Origin of the sequence: Prosthecobacter sp. (assembly GCF_046154365.1) — a bacterium.
Taxonomy (GTDB): Bacteria; Verrucomicrobiota; Verrucomicrobiia; order Verrucomicrobiales; family Verrucomicrobiaceae; genus Prosthecobacter.
The window spans coordinates 1-20,796 of sequence record NZ_JBJXFV010000046.1 but is presented as its reverse complement, the minus strand read 5'-3'; the positions used below and the strand labels follow the sequence as shown (position 1 = coordinate 20,796).

Below are 20,796 nucleotides of genomic sequence, written 5' to 3'. Positions count from 1 at the left end.
ATCCTGCACCCACTCGTCGGGCAAATACAATCGGGTGCCGATGATGGCGGTGTGGGTGCCGCAGTTCAACGCGCTGTAAACGCCGACTTGGCAGTTATCCTGCTTGCCGAGTCTGCCGTTGTATTGTCGGGCGACACCCACCGACAAGGTACCCTTTTTGGTATGGGCACTTTCGTCGATGATCAGACAACTGTCGGCCCTGCCGCCCAAGCGGGCATTGGCGCGCAGGGCGATGGCATCATAGACGGGACGCTCGTCCCAGGGGCTGTCGGAGATGAACTGCTGCACGTTCTGATAGCAACGCGAGTCGAGATGCTCGTCGATGCGCTCCATGTTCTTGCGCGGGGCCTGAGTGACGAGACCTTGGAGATAGAGCTTGGCATAGTCAGCGCCATCATCGGTCTTGGTTTTGAAGCAGCCGGAGAAAGAATGCACGAAGGTGACGAGATGTTCGCTCAAGGCACTCAGGGCACGAGCGTCATTTTTGAATGGCCGCTCAATGGCGGCCTGTGCTGTGGGTGGATAGGTGGCTGTCGTTGTATGCCCTCCGCGTGTGAGGACATGCGCCGCTAACTCGCTGATCGTGGTAAAATAGCAATGACTATATTTAACAAGGTAGAATTAAAGCCCGAGGTATTCGCCGGGTCTTTCGGGTCGGTGCTGGTGTGTTTGAAAATGACCGTGTGGTCGCTGATCTGGATGGGAGATGTTTCAGCGGCGTGCAGCGCAACAAGCGGAGTCAGCAGCAGGGCCGGGAGGAGGCTAAGGGTGGGTTTCATGATTCTGTTTCGGCAGCTTCGCTTACTTCAACGTCACCACTGGCTCTCCATTTCTTTCGGCTCAAGGCTCGCCAGAGTTCACCTTCCCGCTGCAACTGGCTTCTGCACACTGAACAGCCAGTCCCATGTGGCGACGTCGTCGTAGGCCTTGGTCCAGCTATTGTGGCCTTGGCCGGGATACTCGGTGTATTTGGCGATGCCGCCTGCCTTGCTGATCGCCTCGCACAGTTCCCGTGACCAATGGGGAGGAACAACCGTGTCGGCACCGCCGTGGAAGGCCCACACAGGCACGCGGGTCATGTTGGCGGCTTGATTGGGATTCCATGCTCCGGCAATGGGCACTGCGGCGGCGAACAGCGCTGGGCAGGTGGCGATGGCTCCCCACGTTCCAGCGCCACCCATGGATTGACCGGTGATGTAGATGCGGGACAAGTCGATGGGCTCCACCGGCAACAGGGACCGCAAGGCCTCGATCACGATGGGCAGTTTCTCGGTCTCTGTTCGCCGTTCGAGCACATCGGTGTTCATCCAAAACGCCTCCTTCTTGCTGGTGCCAGGCGCCATCACAAAGCACGGATAGCGCTCGCGCATCCGGGCGATGGCGAGCACTTCAGCCGCATAACTGCTGCTGCCAGCACCATGAAGGCAGAGCACCAGCGGGTAACGCTTGTCTTGTTCCATCTTGTCCGGTCGCAGCCATCCGAACGACAAAGTCTGATCATCTTTGCCGGTGAAACTGCGGACTTCATAGCTCATCGGCACACCGGCGGGCCGGGTGCCTCGCTGGCGGAAGTTCGCCGTCTCCGACAGCGTCACAGCTCCGTCCCCGTCCGTGTCCATCCGTTCGAGCTTCTGCCACTGCGCCTTGGTGGCTTCTTCGCGAGTGACTTTGCCATCCTGATTCTTGTCAGCGAGCGCAATCAGGTCGCTGAAGTCTTTCTTCGGCGGATCATCGACGGCGTAGAGCGCGGCCAGTGAAGCCAGCAGGAGGGCGGTGAAGATAGTGAGTGGGCGGTTCATTGGGAGAACAACGTGATCGGCCTAGTTCACTCCAGCCCTGGTGCCCGCATCTCTTCGAGTGTCCGGGCGTTGATCGGGGATTTGGGGTGGAGGCCTTCGCCGCGTTTGTCGCGTTTGCCTGGGGCGGCACCGGGAGTGTGGAAGGTGGCCATCCAGTTGATCGCGAAGGGGGGGAACTCTTTCTGCATGACCACGGTGCGGTCCCAGTTGGCGAGCACACGGGCCTTGGCGGCTTCGTCCTTGCCTTTGCTGGCCTCGAACTGCTGCATCCCGGCGCGGGTATCGACGACGAGCTTTGCGAACTCGAAGCCGCAGCGGGTGAAGTGCAACCGGCGGCGGTATTTCTCATCGGCGGTGGCGACTTTCGCAGCGGCGGCATCGAGATGGGCTTGTGCCTTTGCGAAGAGCGCGGGTGTGTATTTTTCCGGCAGGTCGAAGGCGCGCCAGCGGCTCGGTTTCTCGGCGACGAACTCCATGCGGGTGCGCTCCAGCAGTTCCCAGTAGGCTTTCACATCGGCGGCGGCGGGGCCGTAGGTGCGCTGGTAGTAGTCGTCCATCAGCGCCTTCACATCGGTGTGCGGATTCCACGCGAGATGGGCGAGCGCGTAGTAGAGCGGGCCTTGGGTGGACCAGTGATACCAGAACATGTCGAAGTAGAGGCCGAGGCAGTGGTTGTCGGCGGCGAAACGAAAATCCTCGGCCATCTGCGTGATGGGCACATCGGGCATGCCCCAGCTCAGACCGGCGGGACTGCCGAGATTGGGCCGCCACATGATGTGCTTCGCTTTCGCGGCCCATTCGGCGTGCTGTTTCATCGGTGTCACGCGCTCCTTGGGCCCGCGCATGGGAAAGTTGCTCACGCTGGCGATGATGACATTGGCATCCGGCACGGCAGCGATGGGCGCGGGCCGTGAGTAACCGTAGGCGAGCAGTTGCACATACAGCTCCTTGTCCGGGTAACGCTTCTTCAACATTCGCCCGAGCGTGTTGGCGAAGATGACCTGCCGGTCGCTCAATGCGGGGCGTTCTTCGGTCAGGTTCTTCCAGCGGAAGGGGAACTTCTCGCCATCGGGATGGTCCTTCGCGACGCAGTCCTTGCACACGCAATGGCCAAAGTTGTAGCCGTCGTTCTCGCTGACGTTGAAAACGCGGCGCGTGGGGTCTTCGCGGAGCTGCTCGTCCACCTCGGCGAGCCACTGCTGCCACACCTGCGGGTTCGACTCGCACAGCTTCGTGTTGTGCGGCGTCGCGTGCGGACTGCGCGTTCCGTCGGGTTGCAGCGCGAAGTATTCGGGATGCGTTTTCGAATACTTGTCCCACCAGTGCCCGAAACCGTGGCCACCATCGATCTCCATCGAGTCGAGTTGGAGGCGCTGCACGCGTGCCCATTCCATGTCAGGACCTTCCTTGTGATCGCCGAGCTTGAGCTTGGTGAAGAGGGCCGCGCGCGCCCGAATCTGCGGATGATAACGCACCTCGCACGGCGCGATGGCGATGCGCTCCCGCGTGATGACATCCTCCTCGCCCGGCCACAGCCAGCGCACGCCGAGCTGGTCGTGCAGGAAGGTATAAACCGCGTTCGCCGTGCCATACTCCTGCTGCATGCCCGTCTTCGTGCTGAGCCGCCCCTTGGCCTCCATGTGCGCCGGGTCCCAGCGGTCGCGCCCGGCGATGACGAGATGCTTTTCGTTCGCAAGGATGAGCGTCTCTTCGGGATGCTTGAAATCGAAGTCCGTCTTCGGAAACAGCTTCTTCAACACCGGCTGCACGCCGATCCAAATCGCCCGCTCCGGCATCGGCTTCGGTTCACCATCGATCACCTCCGGCTTCTGGCCGCTGATCTTCTCGATGTATTTCGCCAGCGTTACCGCTGCATCCCGGGTGCGCGGCGGAGCGTCTTTGAAAATGATGATGGGCGCGGGTGTAACACCGACATCGGTGAGGATGAAATCGGCCGCGTGGAGCGCAGCGATCGTGCATTGAAACAGGATAAGAAAGAGAAGCGTGGGTTTCATGATTGGTCAGACTTGGTTACTTAATTTCGAGCTTACCGAATTTCTCCGGCACGTGCCATCCGGCCCTCGTGGGAGAGAACGCTTGCAGCTCGGGTTTCTTGAAATCGAGGGCGCGCTGGCGGCCCACGTTGAAATACCACGGTGCCTGCGCTGTGGGCTTCGTGCCCGCCACGCGATGGCGCGGGTCCGAATTGGCTTCGACCTCGCCGACGACGGGGATGCGGACGCGGACGCGCCAGGAATCGCTGCTGCGCTCGGTCTTCACTTCGGCGAGCGATTGCCAGTTCCTGCCGGGGTTGCCTTGCGAGACCGCGCCGTCGGGATTGATCTCGATGTAGTAGTAGGGCGAGTGCAGCGGCGTTTCGAGCAGGATGATGACGTTGTCCCCGCTGAAGACGTCGTTGCTGACGTTCAGCTTCTTCATCTCCGGCTCCTGGCAGAGGATGTCGAAAAGGATCGCGTTGTTGTCCCATCCGACGCGGAAGGTGGTCCCCGCAGCGGGCTGCGCGAACGTCATGTTGTCTTTCAGCGAATAGGCGGTGGCCTTGGAAAGATCGGCGCCGTTGATCGCGACGGCAGCGAGTGATTTCGCGCGGGCCTGCACCAGCGTCTCCTCTTTCTTTCGTTTCATCGCGATGAGTTCGTCCTTCGGCTGGAGTTCCGAGATCATGAGCTGGATGCGTTCGCCATAGACGCTGTCGCCAGCGATCTGCCGCGCTTGGTCGAGCAATTCGCGGAAGCGCAGGTTGGTCGCCAGCGGGACGTTGGCGGGGCTGCCCTTGCCCCGGCCGCGGCTCTGATCTTTATACGCGAGATTTTGCTCCGCGTAGGTGATGGCCTCCTTCATCGCCTTGGCGGCGGGACCGTAATAAAGCGCGCAGTATTCATCGAGCACGGCGTCGATGTCCTGGCTGGCGTCCCAGAGAAAACGTGACTGCACATAGAGCGTGACGTGTTCGAGCCCCGGCGCGCGCCATTTACCGTCTGCCTGGCTCTGCTCGCCGAAGTCGCCGAGCGAAATTCCCTTGAGCGCCTTGAGATCTCTCGCGGTGGCACGCGGGTGAAGCACGGGATACGCGATCGGCGCGTCCTGTCCCCAGATGTGGTAGCGGTTGTTCTCGAGCCGCAGAATGTTCCCCGGCGCGATCTTGCTCTGCCATTTCTGCACGCGGTTCCGATAATCCGTCCAATGCTCGGGGTCCTCCATCAGCGGACGCCCGGCATTGGCGATCCAGACGGCCAGATTCGGGCTGAACTTCGTGATCGTATCCGGCGCATCGATGTAGCTCGTGTAGGCACCGCAGGTGATGCGCTTGTCTGGATGCGTTTTGTAAACCTCGCGCGCCACGCGGTCGGCGAAGCCCCAGACCAGCTCCGACGCCGACTTGCCCTTGCATCCATCGCACCCGCACAGTTGCAGTCCGTCCACCGGCCAGATATCCACACTGGGAAGGTCGAAGGTGTCGTAGAGAAAGCGGATGTAGTGGACCGTTTCGGTGATCAGTCCTTCCGAGGTGAAACACGACGTGCCGTCCTTGCCACTCGCGCGTTTGTCCGTGTCGCGCTTTCCACCGAGCAGCGCAAAATACTCCGGGTGCGCCTTCTGCATCGACTCGTGGCCATACACATTCACGAGCCCGTGAGGTCCGCGCAAAGGCCCGAGCTGCTCCTGGCCCGAGTTCATACCGAGACGCCGCGCCCAGATGACGTCGTCGAAACCAAAGCTCGCATAGTTATTCCAAAGGAAGGCGCGGAGCGGAAAATCGGGCTTCACCGTTTCATTGAGCGCACCGATGGAGACCGTCGCCTTCTGCGGCACGACCTCGCCCAATTCACCCGCCATGAACCACCGCACGCCGAGCCCGCGCAGCAAGCCATACACCGCGTTCATCGAGCCGCTCTCATCCTGATTCCAAAAGCCGGGCTTCCCACCCTCCGATCCTTTCCACAGCGCCGCGAAATCCTCGCCGTATTTCCCCGCCATCACGGCATCGAAATCACCCGGCTTCCAATAGCCCTTAAAGCCGGACGCAAACGGAAATCCCCAAGCCGCATCGGTCTTGCCCTTGGTCATCTTCTCCCACTCCGCCATCGCACGCGGAGCATCGTTGCGCTTCATCGGCCACGGCAGTTTTGAGACATCAAAATCCAAATCCTTCCCGATCAAGACCAGCCAGTCCTGGCCGGAAACCATCCGGTAAGCCCCGTCGCGCAGCCCGTCATTCGTGACACCCAGCCGGTCCGTCTCCGCGCTCCGTCCGATGTGAATCTTCACCCGCGCCCCCGCCGTGGGCGCAGTCACGATCGGCAGTCGAGCGCCGCTCATCTTCTCGAGAAACAGCCGCAGTTCGAGCGCCGCCAGCGTCACCATACGCGGCCGTTTTTCCGCAATGACAATCTCCGCGCGCGGCTCGCCGTTTTCGATGAGGAGCAAATCTGCGGCGGAAAGGACGGGGGATGCGAACGCCAGCAGCAAGGTGAGGAGGAGCGAGAGGAGTGGTTTCATGGCAGTGTTCGGCAATGGGCTATTCCGCCATTTCCAACCCCTTCAGGGTGCTTGTGGATGATGCGAACTTGTCCGTCTCGATGCCAAGGCGTTGCAGCATGGAGACATAAAGATTGCACAGGTTTCCCTGGTCGTTGCTTTTCGCTGCGGGGGGTCTCTTCACTCCGGCGGGTGCGGTGATGGTCTCGATGTGTTGTTTGTTGAATGCGAGATGCTGGCCATGCTTAAAGCCTCCACCGGCGAGGATAATCGGTAAGTTTTTGTTATCGTGGCTGTTGGCGTTGCCGAGGCTGCTGCCGTAGAGCACCTGCGTTTGATCGAGCAAGGTCCCCTGTCCTTCCTGAGTTGCTTTGAGCTTGGTGAGGAAGGCGGCGAGTTGGCGGAACTCGGCGAGTTCGAGGTTCTTGAGTTGCGTCAGAGCTTCGGGGCGATTGGTGTGATGCGAGAGGTTGTGGCTCTCATAAGTCACACCTGGTGTGTTCCCGCTAAAGCCGTCGAGCCGGATCATCAGCGTGATGAGTCGCGTGCTGTCGGTGGAGAGAGCGAGATGCGCGAGGTCATACATCGAGGTGAGCTGCTCCATCAAGTATACGCCGTCCTTGGGCGCAGGCACAGAGACCTTGGGCTTTGGTTTGCGCTCCCATTCCTCGGCAATGAGTAAGCGGCGCTCCACTTCGCGCACAGCGGTGAAGTATTGATCCATGCGATCACGGTCAGCGCCGCCGAGTTGCTTCTGCAAAGCGGCGGATCGCTCGGCCATCGAGTCCAGGATGCTGCGCCCAGTGCGCAGATCTTCAATTTGCTTCTCAACCGATGTGGCATCCCCCTCGACGAAGAGTGTGCGAAAGACTTGTGACGGGCTGCGTTCGGCGGGCAGCATCACGCCATTCGGTGTGACGGAGAGGGATTGATTGCCGCTTTTGGCCACACCCAGCGGCAGCGCGGCAACGCGCGTTTCGTGTCCGATGCGCTCGGCGGCGAATTGATCTAGCGACACACTGTTGCGAAACGATGCGGTGCCTGGATGCGGTGCGGCAGTGAGGAAGGTGAACTCGGCCGAGTGTCCACCCGCGACCTCCAGATGCGACGTGCCGGAGACGAGCGTGAACTGCTCGCGGAAGTCCTTCAGCGTTTCGAGATAGGTCGTCATCTCGTAATCGCGACCAATCTGCGCGGGATAGAGATGGCGGTCGAGGATGCCGAGGTTGGTGCAGATGGCGAAGAGTCTGCGCGGAGTCGCGAGCTTCTCCCTGCCAAACACGGGCTGCATCGCATCGAGCATGGGAAGGGCGAGAAAGGCTCCGGCACTGCGGAGGATGCTACGCCGAGAAAGTGGAGTGCGGGCAATGTGTGTCATGATTACTTGATTTGGAAAAGTTCACTCGCGACCACCTCTTGAATGATGGAACGCAGCCCGTGATGGGAAGATTTGGTGCGTGCGATGATGGCTTCGATCGCCTCCCGATCTGCGAAGCGAATGCCTGCGCCGGTGGAATAGATCAGGAGCTGACGCACGAGGTTGCGGGCCAGCGCATCTTCGTCGGCCAGCAGCAGCGTGCGCAGTTCGCTGATGTCGGCAAACTTCCGACCATCGGCGAGTTCGCCGGAAGCGTCCACTTCACCACCGGTCCGCAGCTTGGCGCGCGGTCGAACGGCGGCACTGTTGATGACTTCGATGGTCGGCTCATCGACCATCACTTTGCCCTGACGCACCTTCTTCGGTTGTCCACTGAGTCGGTAGTGATCACGCCAACCGCCGATGACATCGAAGCTCTCTAGCGCGAGTCCAGGCGGATCCATCTTCGCGTGACACGAAGCGCAGGAGGCATCGGCGCGGTGTTTCTCAATAATCTGACGGATCGTCACCGCTCCTGTGGAGTCAGGTTCAATGGCGGGGATGTTGGGCGGTGGCGGCTGGCGCGGGATGCCCAGCAATCTCTCGGCGATCCAGACGCCACGCAGCGTCGGTGACGTCACGGTGCCATTGGCGGTGACCTTCAACACGGCTGCCTGTGTCAGAAAACCTCCGCGTGGATTACCTGCAGGCACCTTGATCTCACGAAGCTTCGCGCCGATCACATCATGAATGCCATACAGCTCGGCGAGGCGTTGATTGATAACGACAGTGTCAGAGGCGATGAGTTCACGCACACCGAGATTTCCCGTGAGCATGCGCTGGAACGTAGCCCGCGTCTCCGCGAGCATGGAGTCATGGAGCCACGGATCATACTCGGGGTAAAGATTCGGGTCCGGCGTGGTGAAGTCGATCTTTTTCAACTCCAGCCATTCATCGAGGAAGTGTTCCACGAATCGCTCGGAGCGCCCATCTGCCATCATGCGTTCGACTTGTGAGCGGAGTATTTTCGGCTGTGAAAGCTCCCCTTTGCCGGCCAACTCCAGCAGCTCCGCATCCGGCACCGAGTTCCAGAGAAAGAACGACAGGCGCGATGCGAGCGCGTAGTCACCGAGTCGCACAGGCTCTTTCGCCGATGGCTTCGGCACGCCGGACTCCAACCCGATGATGAGGAAGTCCGGAGCGCAGAGGATCGCTTTGCATCCAGCGAGCATCGCCTGTTCCCAGCTCACGCCGCGTTTGATCTGTTCATCAACGATGGCGAAGACTGACGTGAGTTCGGCTTCACTGACGGGATGACGAAACGCGCGAGTGGCGAAATCGCACAACAACTTCCGATGATCCGCTCGCTCCTTTGCTGGCACGCCAAACATGCGCCGCTTGCTCTCTGGCGGCCACTGATCAATGAGCGGCCCCTCCACTTCGAACCAGTCGTATGCGATGCCTGGCCCCTCGTAATCAAGCACGCCGCGTCCTTCGACCGACCCCGTGACCACGGAACCTGCGGGCAGCGTCATCGCATGAAACGAAATGCGTTCGCCAGGATTGAGCCAGATTTTGATCTCATGCTTCGTCGGCTTCATCGAAGGCGCATCGAAGTAACCGATGGGCTGACCCTTCAGCGATGCACGCACCACATGCGTGGCCTCCCCCTCGCCGTAGAACTCGACGTTTTCCATCCAACTACGCGCAAGCTGATCTTTCGGCAGCGGTGTGGCCTGCCAACGTCCGCGCTCGTCCTTGAAGTAAGGCTTCCCAAGCGATCGATAAACTTTGACCATTCCGCGCTTTGCAGGCTCGACCTTGTCGCGATTCCAATGCAGACTCCAGATGGAGAAGCGGACGCGATACCAGCCGCCCACGGGTGGATTGAAACGGTCAATCTGAATACCCTCTGGCTGATGATGCCCGAGCACGCTGGTCAGCACGACGAATGATTCCGCATCGCCTTTGAAGGATGCGGCACGGAACGAATTGCCGTAGTCCGTTTCGGGATTGCCGGCGACATACATGTCCAGACCTGGCGCCATCTCCCGTCCATTGATCGGCACACCACACTTCACGACCACGGCACCATGAGCCGAGTTCTGCATGGTGGCGGACTCACGCCAGACCTTGGAGGGCGGTGGCGTGGCGACCTTCGCATTCGCCTGATTCACCGCGATGTCCGCGGTTTGCAGATACTTCGCCAACTGAATGTGCGAAATGTCCAGGCCTCCGCCGACCTTGTCGAAGCCAAACTGTTGTCCATCCTCCGGCAGCATCTCCTTCACACGCAGGAGCGGCAGGGCGAGCAGATCCCGCAGGGAGCTTTCATACTCCGTGCGATTCATGCGACGCACCGAACTGCGGCCGGAATCATCCGATGCCACCAGTCGTTCAGCGTTGTTCAAACTCACATGAAGTTCTTTGAGGAACTCGGAGCGCGCCGCTGGCGATGGTTGATCCGCCTTCTTCGGCGGCATCTCACCCGACTGCACACGATCAAAAAGATGCACGAGCTGGTTGAACTGGTCGCGGTCGGGTTTCGCGAGCGACAGCTGATCCACACGCAGACCGCCCTTTTGCACATCCTCGTTGTGACACTCCGCGCAGTTGTTATCGAGGAACTTGCGGGCAGCAGGAGTGAAATCAGCGGCAAGGAGTGGCGCAGTGCTGACAATCAGGCCAACAGCGATGCAGAGTCTCATCGGGATGGAATGTGGGTTCATACTTTGAAGGAACGGGGGGCGTGAGAGTGTCTGGTAGAGATTTGTGAAGGGTTTCAATACGCTGATATTCTTCACCGACGCATCGCCCAGTCCCTCGCGCAACTGCGCGAGATACAGGCTGGCCAAGAAGAACGAGTGTGTCATTCATTTCATGGAGTGGTTTCCGGCAGGCGGCTGATCAATTCGCGCAGGCGCACCTTTTCCGAGACCTGCTTCCCGGCACGGACGTCTTCTTCGCAGAAGGTGGCCATGTGGATGATGCCTTCGGGTGTGCGGTGGTAGTCATAGACGAGATAGATCGTGCCGTCGGTGGCTTGCACGCCGTCGGGATAGGTCACGTCGTCGCGCTCATCGATCATGAGTCCGCCTTGCCATGTCTTGCCGTCGTCGTCGGAGATGAAGGCCATGAGTTTTTCGCGCTTCACTTTCTCATTCAATCCGCCGTGCTTTACGAGCAGCAGCGCACCCGATTGCAGACGCCGCAGGAAGAAGCGCGAGGTGGGATGCTGCATCGGGAGGTGTTGCACCGGTGTCCACGTCTTGCCTTGGTCTTTCGATAGCGTCTCGGCGAGTCCGTGACAGCGCACCATCATCCAGAGCGAGCCGTCCTTGCGCTCGACGATCATCGGCTCGTCCGGGCCTCGTGACGCCGCAGCTTCGATGTTCGCCGTGCCACGCAGAGTGAAAGTCGCACCCTTGTCCCTGCTGGCATACACTTTGATGCTGTCATCCGCCTTCCACACCGACGAGGTGAGCAGCCAGTCGCCATTGGTCAGCACGGTGGGTTTGTTGAGCATGATACCATCGCCAATACGACGCGGCGCAGACCACTTTGGCTCGGCGGCATCGGGTTCATCGGTCACGATGGCCCAGACGCCGAAGCGGCCATCCTGCATCTCCGCGCTCTGCCCCCAGAACACCCACAGACGCCCGAGCGGATCGGTCCACACATTCGCCGACATCGCACGCGTGCCAGCACGCGGCAGGATCATGAGCCTCACGTCGGACCACGTCTTGCCGTCGTCGTCGCTGCACTTGAGCACCTGGAAATTGCGCGTGCTCTCGACATCACGGCCATAGACCGCCCACAGCCTCCCCTTCGCCGTGCGCTCGATGCCCGCCACACCTTGCCGCTTCGTCGGCGGAATGTGCAGCTTCCACGGAGCCACGATAATGTGCGCGGGTTGCATTGCGAGGTCGGGTGAAGACGCATCGGCCGCATTCAGTGCGGCCAGCGGAGCGAGCAGCAGGGCGGTGAAAAGAGCCGGGATAGCTTTCATAGATTGAGTTCGGCCTGATTGAGAGTTTTGGATTAGCTGCCTGCCGCCCTTCATCGAGCCTTCTCCAACACCGCGACGACGATTCCCGCGCGTGGCTGGCCGTTCTCGATCAGCACGGTTTCGGCAGCGTGGAATGGGGCCACTGAGGCAAGATAGACGCAGAGGATGAGGAGAAGGGAGAGGATGAGTTTCATGATCCTTATAAGCTGCGCCTCGCCGTCTTCATTTCTCAATGGTCTTCTCAAACTCAGCTGCGACGCGGTCTTCTTACTTCGCGAGCGCGCCGGGCTCCTGATGCACCGCGAGGAAGCGGAAGATCTGCCGCGTGCGCTCGGCGAAGGGCCGCCATTCTTCCTCGGCAGCACCGTTCGTCTTCAGCAGATAGGTCACGTAGTAGTGCGCCTTGCCGAGCATCTCGCGCACGGCGCGGGTGATCTTCGCGTCCTCGCCATGCGTCTGCGCCGCCTCACGCAGCAGGCCGGTCAGTTCTTCGATGGAACCCGCGACATCGAGCAGCTCCAACTGCGCCTTTGATTTCGCCAGACGAATCTGATGATGCACGAGCGGGGCTTCGGACTTCGGCAGCTCAGAGCTGAGTTTGTCATACTCCTCGATGATGACCGCCCAGTCCGGCTCCTTCATGCGCTCCAGCTCGCGGATTTGCTCGACGTGCTTGCGCGCCTTGATGCAAGCCAGCTCGTTTTGACCTTCATTGAAGTGGTAATACAACGCCGCCACGGGACACAGCAGCCAGAGCAGGGTGAAAAACTTCCTCATCGTGCCAATGCCGCCTCCTTCCTGACGCTGCGCACCTTCCAGTCCGAGCCAAAGAACTCCAGCGCGACGGGGATGAACGCATGGATGAACGTCGGTGGCGGCGGAGTCACGGGCACAACAGTCGGTGGCGCGATTTTTTTGATGCTCTGCACGGCCTCCTGCTTCACACCTTTGACGCCGTTGATCGCATCAGCAGCAGGCTTTTCCTGCGCCATGGCGATGCCTGCTACGAGCAGCAGGGCAGCCGCCAGCATGTTGGGTTTTGTATTTAACACAGAGGCACGATGCACGGAGAGGAGTGTGAGGGGGGTAAATCTCATGCTTGATGGGGGATTGGTTTCAAAAATAGGCGGGATGTCAGCGATCAAGCACGAGGTCTGAAAGCCTTACGGCAGCCGCTTGATGCGTATGTCTTTAAAGAAGAAAACACTCTTCGGGTCATGCGCCTGGAGCGCTATGGCACCGCCTTGTGGATCGAGCTTTCTCCCGGCGCGCTCCGGCGGGCGCTGCACGCCCGGTGGCTCCGTGTAGTCGATGACTTGCTGGTCGTTGATGCGCACGGTGATGCGTTGATCACGCACGGTGATGTGCACTCGGAACCACTGGGTTTCATCCACGGGCGACTTATCGAGGTCCACAATGGCGTAGAGGCTGCCGGTTTTGCGTTTCTCCTTGGCGCTGCTGTTGAGCTGAATCTCGTAGCCTTTCGCCAGGTGCAGCACCTTGTCCCGAGTGCTGTCATCCGTATGAATGAAGATGCCGGAGTTCGCATCAGGCTTGCCGCGAGCGGTCAGCTCCAGCTCGAAGTTTTTGAAGCGCACGAATCCATCTCGCTGAGCACCGACGAAGAAGAGATGAGCACGCGGGCCGGTGGCATTGGCGCGGATCGCGCCGTTCACCACCGCAAAGGATTCGGGTGTGACGTTCGCACGCCAGCCGCTGAGGTCTTTGCCGTTGAAGATCGTTTGCCACTCTTCCGCCGCCAGCGCGGTGATGGAGAAATGGAGGGCGGTGAGAAGCAGGAGGCGATAAAGCATGGGTGGTGTGGTGGGATGGATTGGTTGGCAGATCAGCGGCTCAAATAGACCCACGGCATCTCCCGCAATTCACGGGTCTCGCCTTTCTGTGTCTCGCGCACCCAAAAGCTCACGGGGCGACGGTTGAAGTTGCGTTCATTGATGCCGCAAAGCGTGGCGGTGCTGTCGGTGATGGCGAATGCGGGCACATTCTCGTCCCAGCCCTGATTCGAGTAGATAAAAATGCCCGCAGCGTCGGTGATGCCACCGTTCAGCGTCTCGATGATGGTGCCGATCTTTTCGGTCTTCATGCCGAGTATCCACAGCTTGCCGCCGTTGTTGCGGCACATGGTTCCAGAGTGCTCGGTGTTGAGCTGGCGGCACCACGCGCTCTGGCCGGGCTGGTTGAGATTCAGGCGACCGCAGAAGTCATCGAGAAAGATGTCGCCGCTGCCCTCCCCCTCCACGTTCATGCCGATCCAGGAACTGACGATGAGCGTGCGCTTCGACTCATGCCGAAAGGCGATGCCATGACCGCCGCTGCGGTTGTTGCAGCGCTCGAGGATGACAGCAGGCGCATCGGGCAGACCGCGCGGGTGTTTGCCATCGACGAGACGCCAGACCGCGCCGCCCTCGGTAAAGAAGCGTCCTTCCAGTCCGATGATGCGCTCCACGGGGCCGCGAATCTGCACCTCGCTCTCGAAGCGGAAGTTCGCACTCGCGGGCAGGAAGATCGTCTTCGCGCCCGAATCAATCGCTGCCTGCAACGCGGCACTGCTATCGCTCTTGCCATCGGGATCGGCACCATGCTTTAGCAGGCTCACCCAGTCCTTCGCGGGATCACCCCAGGCGATGTCAGGTGTCTCTTTGACGGGCAAATGTTTCACGGCGCCTGCGGTGGCAAACGTCTTGTCCTTCGCCTCGCGAAACAGCGCACTCACATTCGCATGAGACGTGTCCTCAGCGATCATGCCCGCCGTGGCGACATCGCCCTTGTCGCGTCCCTTGTCCGCATGATCGATGGCGAGCGAGTAGCAGCTCACATCGACATTGCGCAGATACATCTGCCGTTGATTGAGCACACCCGGCGTCTTCGCCGTGGCACCGCTGCCTTGCAGCTTCACATCCACCAGCGTGACGGTTCCCCACGAGTCCTTCTCGTTGTAGATCGCGGTCACGGCGTTTTCACTCACCAGATCGCGCACGAAGACCATCTGATGATAGTTGTGCCAGCCGAGCTTTCGCTGCCCGCGCAGCGTGACGTGCTCAAAGGTATTCGAGTTCACCGGCCACTTCGTGCTGATGCCTGTCTCGAAGCCCTCCACTTCCAGGCCGCGAACCAGCAGCGGCCCGATCTCATCGGTAAATCCCATGTCCAGGCCGATATGCCCGCTGTCCTTGGCGGCACGGATGGTGACGTTGCGAATGCAGCCTTGGTTGCTGGCATTGAACTGCAAACCCGTCGCCATTGGATTACCCGCGCCGATCTCGATGGTTAGATCGCGCACCGCGTTGCGGAATCGCTGCGCGGGCTTCTCACCCGTCCAGATCAGCGCCTTGGGTTTCGCGTTTGCAAAAGCAGCCGTTGCATCTGGGAGACGCAGCGTGGTCAGGCTCCTGCCCGCGCCTTGCAGAATCGTCCGCTTCTCGCCATTACCGCCCTCGCCTTTCGGCCAGCGGAGCGTGTCAGTGACCATCCATGTGCCTGCCGGCAGATACACGATACGGTTGCCATTGGGAAAGGCATCGAGTGCTTTTTGAATCGCCGCAGTGTCATCCGTGGTGGTGTCGGGAGCCGCGCCGTAGTCGCGCACATTGATCACTCCGCTCTCATCGGGAAAGACGATGGGCGTCTCTGCAGCGCGAGCCGCCGTGATCATGATGAGCAGGAGAATGGCATGTTTCATGGGAGCGTGGGGCCGGGTGTGCGGGCTACTTCGCCGCCGGTTGTGATTTCCAGCCCTCGACCACGACTTCGCCATCGACGCCACAGCGGAAGGCTAGCGGCCCCTCCAGCCCGACGAGAGCGCCGGACTGCTGGTTCATGTAGCGGGCGGTGTCAGTCACGTTGGTGAGGCGATTGTTTTCCACCAATGCGGCTGCGCTGGCGTCGTTGCGGAAAAGCGGGCGCGCAGTGCCGAGGCACTCGATGATGTTGTCCTTGAAGACAAAGGTTTTGAAGTCGCAATCAGCATTGAAACCAAGCAGACCCTCCGTGCGCGGTGTGGCCGTGGTGCGGGCGATGATGTGGTTGTTGCGCACTTCGAGACGATTGAAAGGCTCGTTGATCCAGATCACGCCACGTCCGGGATTGCTGACGAGGTTATTATGAAACTGCGCAGGGCCGGACGCCGCCGCTTTGCCGAAACCGCTGATGGTGTTGCCGTGATCCTGGGCCGGATCGAAGTCGAAAAGGTTATGGTCAATCTCGACCCCATTGCGCACGAACTCGATGGAGTAAGAATCGCGGAAGAGATTGTGATGGATGTGAAAGGTCTTGCCGCTGGCTGGCACGGGGCCACCAGCGTGTTTCGGGATGGAGATGGTGCCGTGGCAGATGTTGTGGTCGATTTCCACGTCCTGGTCGTTCTCGAAAGGGAACTCGATGGAGAAGTTTGTCTCGATGGTGTTGTGATGGATGTGGCAGCGCTTCCCCTGTCGTCCCTTGATGCCGTAGTAGTGCTCGTTGGGTGCGGTCTTCGTGCGCAGGAAGCGGTTGTTCCAGATTTCGCTATCGCTCAACCAGATGACAAAAATGCCGCCACCGGTGATGCCGCCCTTCACTCCGGGCTGGCCGCGCTCCCAGCGCTGACCGGAGTCAACAAACGTGCAGTCGTGAATCTTCGCGTGACTCATGGCGTAGGTGCGAATGCCCGCATACAGGAAGTCCTCGATACGGAGGTGATGGAGCTTCAATTCCGTGTTCCCAAAGCCGAAGATGGCCCCATGCAGTTGCGGCCCCGTGAGCGTCATGTCGGACAGCGTGATCGCGGTTGCCTTGTCAGCGAATCGGATCAAGTAACCGCTGCGATCAAACTTCTGGTGGTTCGTCTCGGGGTCCGGCAGCGAGTCCGTGGCGGCTTTCCATTCGGGCGTGTGTGTGACGATAGTCTTGCCGATGCCTGCGCCCTTCAGGGTCGTGCCGGATTTCAGATCAAGTGGCTGCGACAGCCGAAATGTGCCTTCACCGATGTCGATCACGGTTCCTTGAGCCGCACGACTCACGGATTCAAGGAGTTCTGCCACTGTGGTGACGGGCTGTGCAAAGGATACGGCAGTGATCCAGAAACAGAGGAGAAAGAGAATCTTCATGGGATAATGAGCGGGGTGCGTTGCCAGAGGGCTATTCCTGCGTGCTCAGCGGCCTGCTGAGCCGCCATTTCATGAAATCAAAACTCCAAGTATAGACCTGATTGAACTGCTTCGGGCCATCCAGCCAGGCGGCTTGGATTCCGTCCGGCTTGCCATCGACCGCGCCGGCGAGACATTGATCCGCACGCTCGCGATCCTGAACCTTGCCTTCCTGATGATACAGCCAGGCAAAGGCGGGGCCGATGAACATATTCAAATCCGGCACCGGCTTCGGTCCGCCTTGGTTGGCATAGCTGTTGTCGTCCGGGAACTTCCCGCCCTTCGATACGGAGGTGGTATCAATGCTGTAATACTTGAACGCCTTGGCCTCCGGCACCCAGGTGTTTTTCCACAGCCAGTCGGTCATCTTGCGAATGGCGGGCGGCACGTGTGGGTCTTTCGTTTTCTCATACCACTGGATGAGGGACTCCATAGTCAGGCCGGTCATGAACGACGGGACCACATTGTCGGGTTTGTCGCTGCACCATTGGTCGATGTGACCGAGCGCTCGCATGACAAGGAACTGGGTCTTCTCGCGCGGCGGCGCACCCAGTTCCTGGGCACGCATCAGGGCACGCAGACTGTGTGCCACTTCACGACTGCGCGCAGCGCCCTCGCTCCACTCCTTTGGTTGCGAATCCGCAGCCCACATCACTTTGGACAGCAGGAGAACGGCTTCCTTGGACTTCACATCACCTGTGCGTTTGAAGTGTTCGGCCAGGCCATCCGGCGCGAGATACCAGGGTTGGATGTTGCCCTTGTGCGGCAGGACGTATCTGTCCCGATATGCAACTGCGAGCGCCGCTGCCGCTTTGGCCCACTTGTCATCCTTGGTGTAGTCGGCCATGCCATACAGGAGGCGGACGCGGTCATAAAAGTTGGCACCGATCGTCGCATCCGCCTTGGGGTCCGCGATGGCCTTTTGCATCTGCTTCAAATGCAGCTCGCCGTAGTGAAGCATTTGCTTCTCCCATCGAGACTGGGAGGCAACAGGCGGCGGCACAAACGCGGATGGCGATTGAGCATAAAACATCGCCAGCGGAGCAAGCGAGAGAAGCATACAAGTGAGTTTCATGGTCAGTAGTTTCATGGTTGGCGCGTGAGTTCGACTTCCTTCCTGGCGAGTGGCGGGCGGTGAACGTCCACGCCGAGAAAGAGGAAGGCGTTGTTGGGGTTCGCGTCGGGGATGGGCACGAGGGTCAGTTCGTGGACGCCGAGTGGCAGGCCGTCCGCGACGGTGAGGTATTCATAGGCTTGGCCCATGTAGTGGTCGGTGCTCACGCCGCCTGGCCCGAGCGGGATGGTGTCCATGCCGTCCGGGACGATGTGCCAAGTGTATTGCACGGGCTTCTCAAACGCAGCCAGCTCCGGCGCGGTTTCTCCGTCTCTGAGCGTGGCCACTTCGGTGTGCCAGTCGGACTTGAGAATGGTGATGCGGCCGCTCTTGGAGGTGAAGTTCGCATCGCTGCTGCCTTCGCCGTCAAAACCGGTCTTTGAGCCGCTGAGACTGAACTTGACCGAGATGTTGGCCTTCTTGGGCTCGGTGGAAACGTTGCCGTGCGTGAGGGTGAGCGTCCAGGTCTCCTCCTGCATGTTCGCGCCGGTGTGATAAGCCATCGGTCCGTTCGGTCTGAGCTTGCTGTCCGTGTCGGCCATCGTCCTGCCTTGCGGGCGGGTGCCGTGGAAGAGGTTCAGCTCGCTCGGTTTCTTGCCGTCAATGAACACGTTGGCTCGGCCATGCCCGGCGGGCAGCACCAGGTCCACGCGCGTGCCTTTGAACTTGAGCCGCAGCTTGTCGTCCGCCGAGTTCGATTTGGCAAAGCGCTCGCGACGGGTCCAGCCGTTGCCTTCGAGGACAATGCCGTCGCGTTGGTGGTCTTCGACGAAGCTGCCCACGTCAAAGCGCCGCACCGTGTCGGCCCAGCCCTTGGCGGCGGGATGGTATTTGAAATGCCGGTCGTAAAGCATCGCCATCAGCGTGTCGCCCTTTTGGTTGAGGTGAATGCCGTCACTGAGGAGCGACCTTACCTCCATCTGGTTCGCCACCAGATACTCGCGCCATTCCCGGGTGACCTCGACTAACTCGACGTCGTATTTCGCGGCGAGACTGCGGAGGGCGAGGGTCTCGGGATTTTCCACCGGGCCGTCGAGCTTGTCGTTGCCGCTGAAGTGCTGCGTGCGGATGACGATGTCCGCCGTGGTCTCGGCGCGGAGTTCAGCGAGCAAGCGCTCCCAAACCTCCGCCGTGCCCTGATAGGCGCTAAAGAGCACCAGGTCGGGCTGCCAGCGAAGGATGTCGTGCTTGAGCAGCTTCTGCATGCGCCAGACGAACCAGCCGCCAATCGCACGATTCTCGGCCACGATTTTTGTGTCGGGATAGCGTTCGCGGAGGTTGCGAATGAAAAGCTCGGTCCAGCCAGCCTCAATGGATTGCCCGTCGAAAACGATGCGCACCGGGCGCTGCGTGAACTTGCCAGACTCCAGCAGCGCCATCGTGCGACCGAGGTGGATGCCCATGAACTCCGCGTTCTTCGGCGCAGCGAGCGGTGGCATCTGCTTCACGAGGTTGGAAAACTTTTGGTTCTCCGGCAGCGCGACGAGAGGTGTTTCCTTCCAGACCATGCGCGGGGCGGGGCTGGCAATGCGGGCCTTCACCTCTCGCAGCGGCGCAGCATATTCACCGAGGAGTCTGCACGCGAAGTTTGAGCCGAGCTGGAAGCGCACGAGCAGATGATTCGCGCCCTTCTTCAGCTCGATGGGGAGTTCCTGTTTCGTCTCCCAGCCCGAGCCACCGATGACGGTTCCGGCTTCTTTGCCGTTGAGGAAAATCCGGCACTTGCCGCCGTTCCGACTGAGGCCCGTGAGCAGATTCGCCTTCATGTCGGCCGGGCTGTCCAAGCGGCAATAAGCAAACCGGTAGCCCTCCGGCACGACGAGGCGCGGATACTCATTCCAAACGCCCGGCAGCTCCGGCAACACCATCTTCACTGCCTCCCACACGCCATCGCCAATGCGCAGTTTGCCGCCTTTGCCGTCAGCCACCTCGAACGGACTGCCGCCGAGCGGTGCGAGTTTTTCATCCGCCATCGCAGCCACCTTCGCCTCGCCACCGACCGCCTCGAACGGGTCTTTCTCCAAGGGCGCGTCCGGCGCTTTAACAATGAGCCAGACAGGAATCGCGCCGAACCTGCCGAGTTCGTGAACGGCTTCAGCGGCCGTTGCGGAAGAAGCGGTTAATGCCAGAGCGCATAAGACTGCCGGGAGAATGGTGCAAATGGGTTTCATGTTGGATGGCTGCTTTATCGGGGTTTGCGGGCTTCGGTCACTTCTTCCATGGACTTGGTGATGGCTTCTGCGCCGCGAGCCGCACCGGCTATTTCCGCACGAAGATATTACCCATCACGGTGGGTTCCCGGAAGTTGGTTCCGCTGGGGGAGAGCATGTAGTGCTCGGTGGTGTTGCCGGCTTTGCGTTGGCGGCAGATGTTGACTCCCCAGGGGAGGAAGGGCGTGGGGCGGGTGCCGGAGAGCGGTTTGGCGTCGATGCGGACTTCGACGGTCCAGCGGTCGGGGTGTTTTTTCACGGCGGCTTTTCCGACCCGGTAGAAGGCGGGCAGGTCCTCGACTCGCTCGGTGACGCATTGATCGAAAATCACCCCGGCGGAGTTGATGCCGATGAAGGGACGGATGCCGCCCGCGGTCTCGAGACGGATTTCCACCATGTCGTCGCCAAAGATGTCCATGGAGTCGGGCTCTTTGCAGGCCTCGACGAGCCGATTCATCTTCGGCTCGCGACACTCGATGCCGACGATCAAGGCGGAGTTGTCATCGAGCCAGCGGAACGCGACCTGGGTGTCCACATGGTGCGGCGGTTCGCCGGTCAGCATCTCGCGCAGGGGGTGGAAGGCGTAGCCTTGGGGATCGTCGGCACGCCAGAAGGGCTTGTTGAGGTCGCCATCAATCACGGGTGGCTCCTGCGCGGTCTTGA

The 20,796-nt window shown here is 60.4% G+C and carries 17 protein-coding genes; all 17 read right to left on the bottom strand.

What is annotated here, in order from left to right; all coding sequences use genetic code 11:
• On the bottom strand, window positions 1-459 hold a 459-nt coding region (locus tag ACKVY0_RS05000; protein ID WP_409213693.1), incomplete at its 3' end, for a transposase.
• Window positions 460-569: 110 nt separating this feature from the next.
• The gene (locus ACKVY0_RS04995) at window positions 570-779 is read right to left on the bottom strand and encodes a hypothetical protein (protein WP_409213692.1); all 210 of its coding nucleotides are present in this window, start codon (window positions 777-779) and stop codon (window positions 570-572) included.
• A 78-nt stretch (window positions 780-857) separates the two neighbouring features.
• Window positions 858-1,799, bottom strand: a complete 942-nt coding sequence (locus tag ACKVY0_RS04990; RefSeq protein ID WP_409213691.1) for a dienelactone hydrolase family protein — start codon at window positions 1,797-1,799, stop codon at window positions 858-860.
• Window positions 1,800-1,825: 26 nt separating this feature from the next.
• Window positions 1,826-3,814, bottom strand: a complete 1,989-nt coding sequence (locus ACKVY0_RS04985; RefSeq protein WP_409213690.1) for a DUF4838 domain-containing protein — start codon at window positions 3,812-3,814, stop codon at window positions 1,826-1,828.
• 16 nt (window positions 3,815-3,830) lie between these two features.
• Window positions 3,831-6,320: a DUF4838 domain-containing protein gene (locus tag ACKVY0_RS04980; RefSeq protein ID WP_409213689.1), complete on the bottom strand. Its 2,490-nt coding sequence runs from the start codon at window positions 6,318-6,320 to the stop codon at window positions 3,831-3,833.
• A gap of 19 nt (window positions 6,321-6,339) precedes the next feature.
• A complete protein-coding gene (locus tag ACKVY0_RS04975) occupies window positions 6,340-7,677 on the bottom strand; it encodes a DUF1552 domain-containing protein (protein WP_409213688.1) in 1,338 nt (445 codons plus the stop codon).
• Window positions 7,678-7,679: 2 nt separating this feature from the next.
• Window positions 7,680-10,364, bottom strand: a complete 2,685-nt coding sequence (locus tag ACKVY0_RS04970) for a DUF1592 domain-containing protein (protein WP_409213687.1) — start codon at window positions 10,362-10,364, stop codon at window positions 7,680-7,682.
• A gap of 170 nt (window positions 10,365-10,534) precedes the next feature.
• Window positions 10,535-11,665 carry a sialidase family protein gene (locus tag ACKVY0_RS04965; protein ID WP_409213686.1) on the bottom strand — a complete coding sequence of 377 codons (1,131 nt, stop codon included), beginning with the start codon at window positions 11,663-11,665 and terminating at the stop codon, window positions 10,535-10,537.
• Between the two features lie 50 nt (window positions 11,666-11,715).
• Window positions 11,716-11,859: a hypothetical protein gene (locus ACKVY0_RS04960; RefSeq protein WP_409213685.1), complete on the bottom strand. Its 144-nt coding sequence runs from the start codon at window positions 11,857-11,859 to the stop codon at window positions 11,716-11,718.
• Between the two features lie 73 nt (window positions 11,860-11,932).
• The gene (locus ACKVY0_RS04955; RefSeq protein WP_409213684.1) at window positions 11,933-12,442 is read right to left on the bottom strand and encodes a hypothetical protein; all 510 of its coding nucleotides are present in this window, start codon (window positions 12,440-12,442) and stop codon (window positions 11,933-11,935) included.
• Entirely contained in the window at window positions 12,439-12,762 is a 324-nt protein-coding gene (locus ACKVY0_RS04950; RefSeq protein WP_409213683.1) for a hypothetical protein, read from the bottom strand. Before ACKVY0_RS04950 ends, ACKVY0_RS04955 begins: the two co-directional genes overlap by 4 nt.
• 66 nt (window positions 12,763-12,828) lie before the next feature.
• A complete protein-coding gene (locus ACKVY0_RS04945; RefSeq protein WP_409213682.1) occupies window positions 12,829-13,479 on the bottom strand; it encodes a DUF1080 domain-containing protein in 651 nt (216 codons plus the stop codon).
• Window positions 13,480-13,511: 32 nt separating this feature from the next.
• Complete coding sequence (locus ACKVY0_RS04940; RefSeq protein ID WP_409213681.1) at window positions 13,512-15,365, bottom strand: glycosyl hydrolase family 28-related protein; 1,854 nt, start codon at window positions 15,363-15,365, stop codon at window positions 13,512-13,514.
• A 25-nt stretch (window positions 15,366-15,390) separates the two neighbouring features.
• Entirely contained in the window at window positions 15,391-16,770 is a 1,380-nt protein-coding gene (locus tag ACKVY0_RS04935) for a right-handed parallel beta-helix repeat-containing protein (RefSeq protein WP_409213680.1), read from the bottom strand.
• A gap of 31 nt (window positions 16,771-16,801) precedes the next feature.
• Entirely contained in the window at window positions 16,802-17,884 is a 1,083-nt protein-coding gene (locus ACKVY0_RS04930) for a hypothetical protein (protein ID WP_409213679.1), read from the bottom strand.
• Window positions 17,885-17,895: 11 nt separating this feature from the next.
• Complete coding sequence (locus ACKVY0_RS04925; RefSeq protein ID WP_409213678.1) at window positions 17,896-20,094, bottom strand: hypothetical protein; 2,199 nt, start codon at window positions 20,092-20,094, stop codon at window positions 17,896-17,898.
• 88 nt (window positions 20,095-20,182) lie between these two features.
• Window positions 20,183-20,796: hypothetical protein (locus tag ACKVY0_RS04920; RefSeq protein WP_409213677.1), on the bottom strand; the 614-nt coding region annotated here is incomplete at its 5' end.

Excerpts from the sequence above, each read along its gene's own strand:
- ACKVY0_RS04995 (WP_409213692.1), bottom strand. The coding sequence starts at position 779 with ATGAAACCCACCCTTAGCCTCCTCCCGGCCCTGCTGCTGACTCCGCTT.
- ACKVY0_RS04990 (WP_409213691.1), bottom strand. The coding sequence starts at position 1,799 with ATGAACCGCCCACTCACTATCTTCACCGCCCTCCTGCTGGCTTCACTG.
- ACKVY0_RS04985 (WP_409213690.1), bottom strand. The coding sequence starts at position 3,814 with ATGAAACCCACGCTTCTCTTTCTTATCCTGTTTCAATGCACGATCGCT.
- ACKVY0_RS04980 (WP_409213689.1), bottom strand. The coding sequence starts at position 6,320 with ATGAAACCACTCCTCTCGCTCCTCCTCACCTTGCTGCTGGCGTTCGCA.
- ACKVY0_RS04975 (WP_409213688.1), bottom strand. The coding sequence starts at position 7,677 with ATGACACACATTGCCCGCACTCCACTTTCTCGGCGTAGCATCCTCCGC.
- ACKVY0_RS04970 (WP_409213687.1), bottom strand. The coding sequence starts at position 10,364 with ATGAGACTCTGCATCGCTGTTGGCCTGATTGTCAGCACTGCGCCACTC.
- ACKVY0_RS04965 (WP_409213686.1), bottom strand. The coding sequence starts at position 11,665 with ATGAAAGCTATCCCGGCTCTTTTCACCGCCCTGCTGCTCGCTCCGCTG.
- ACKVY0_RS04960 (WP_409213685.1), bottom strand. The coding sequence starts at position 11,859 with ATGAAACTCATCCTCTCCCTTCTCCTCATCCTCTGCGTCTATCTTGCC.
- ACKVY0_RS04955 (WP_409213684.1), bottom strand. The coding sequence starts at position 12,442 with ATGAGGAAGTTTTTCACCCTGCTCTGGCTGCTGTGTCCCGTGGCGGCG.
- ACKVY0_RS04950 (WP_409213683.1), bottom strand. The coding sequence starts at position 12,762 with ATGAGATTTACCCCCCTCACACTCCTCTCCGTGCATCGTGCCTCTGTG.
- ACKVY0_RS04945 (WP_409213682.1), bottom strand. The coding sequence starts at position 13,479 with ATGCTTTATCGCCTCCTGCTTCTCACCGCCCTCCATTTCTCCATCACC.
- ACKVY0_RS04940 (WP_409213681.1), bottom strand. The coding sequence starts at position 15,365 with ATGAAACATGCCATTCTCCTGCTCATCATGATCACGGCGGCTCGCGCT.
- ACKVY0_RS04935 (WP_409213680.1), bottom strand. The coding sequence starts at position 16,770 with ATGAAGATTCTCTTTCTCCTCTGTTTCTGGATCACTGCCGTATCCTTT.
- ACKVY0_RS04930 (WP_409213679.1), bottom strand. The coding sequence starts at position 17,884 with ATGAAACTCACTTGTATGCTTCTCTCGCTTGCTCCGCTGGCGATGTTT.
- ACKVY0_RS04925 (WP_409213678.1), bottom strand. The coding sequence starts at position 20,094 with ATGAAACCCATTTGCACCATTCTCCCGGCAGTCTTATGCGCTCTGGCA.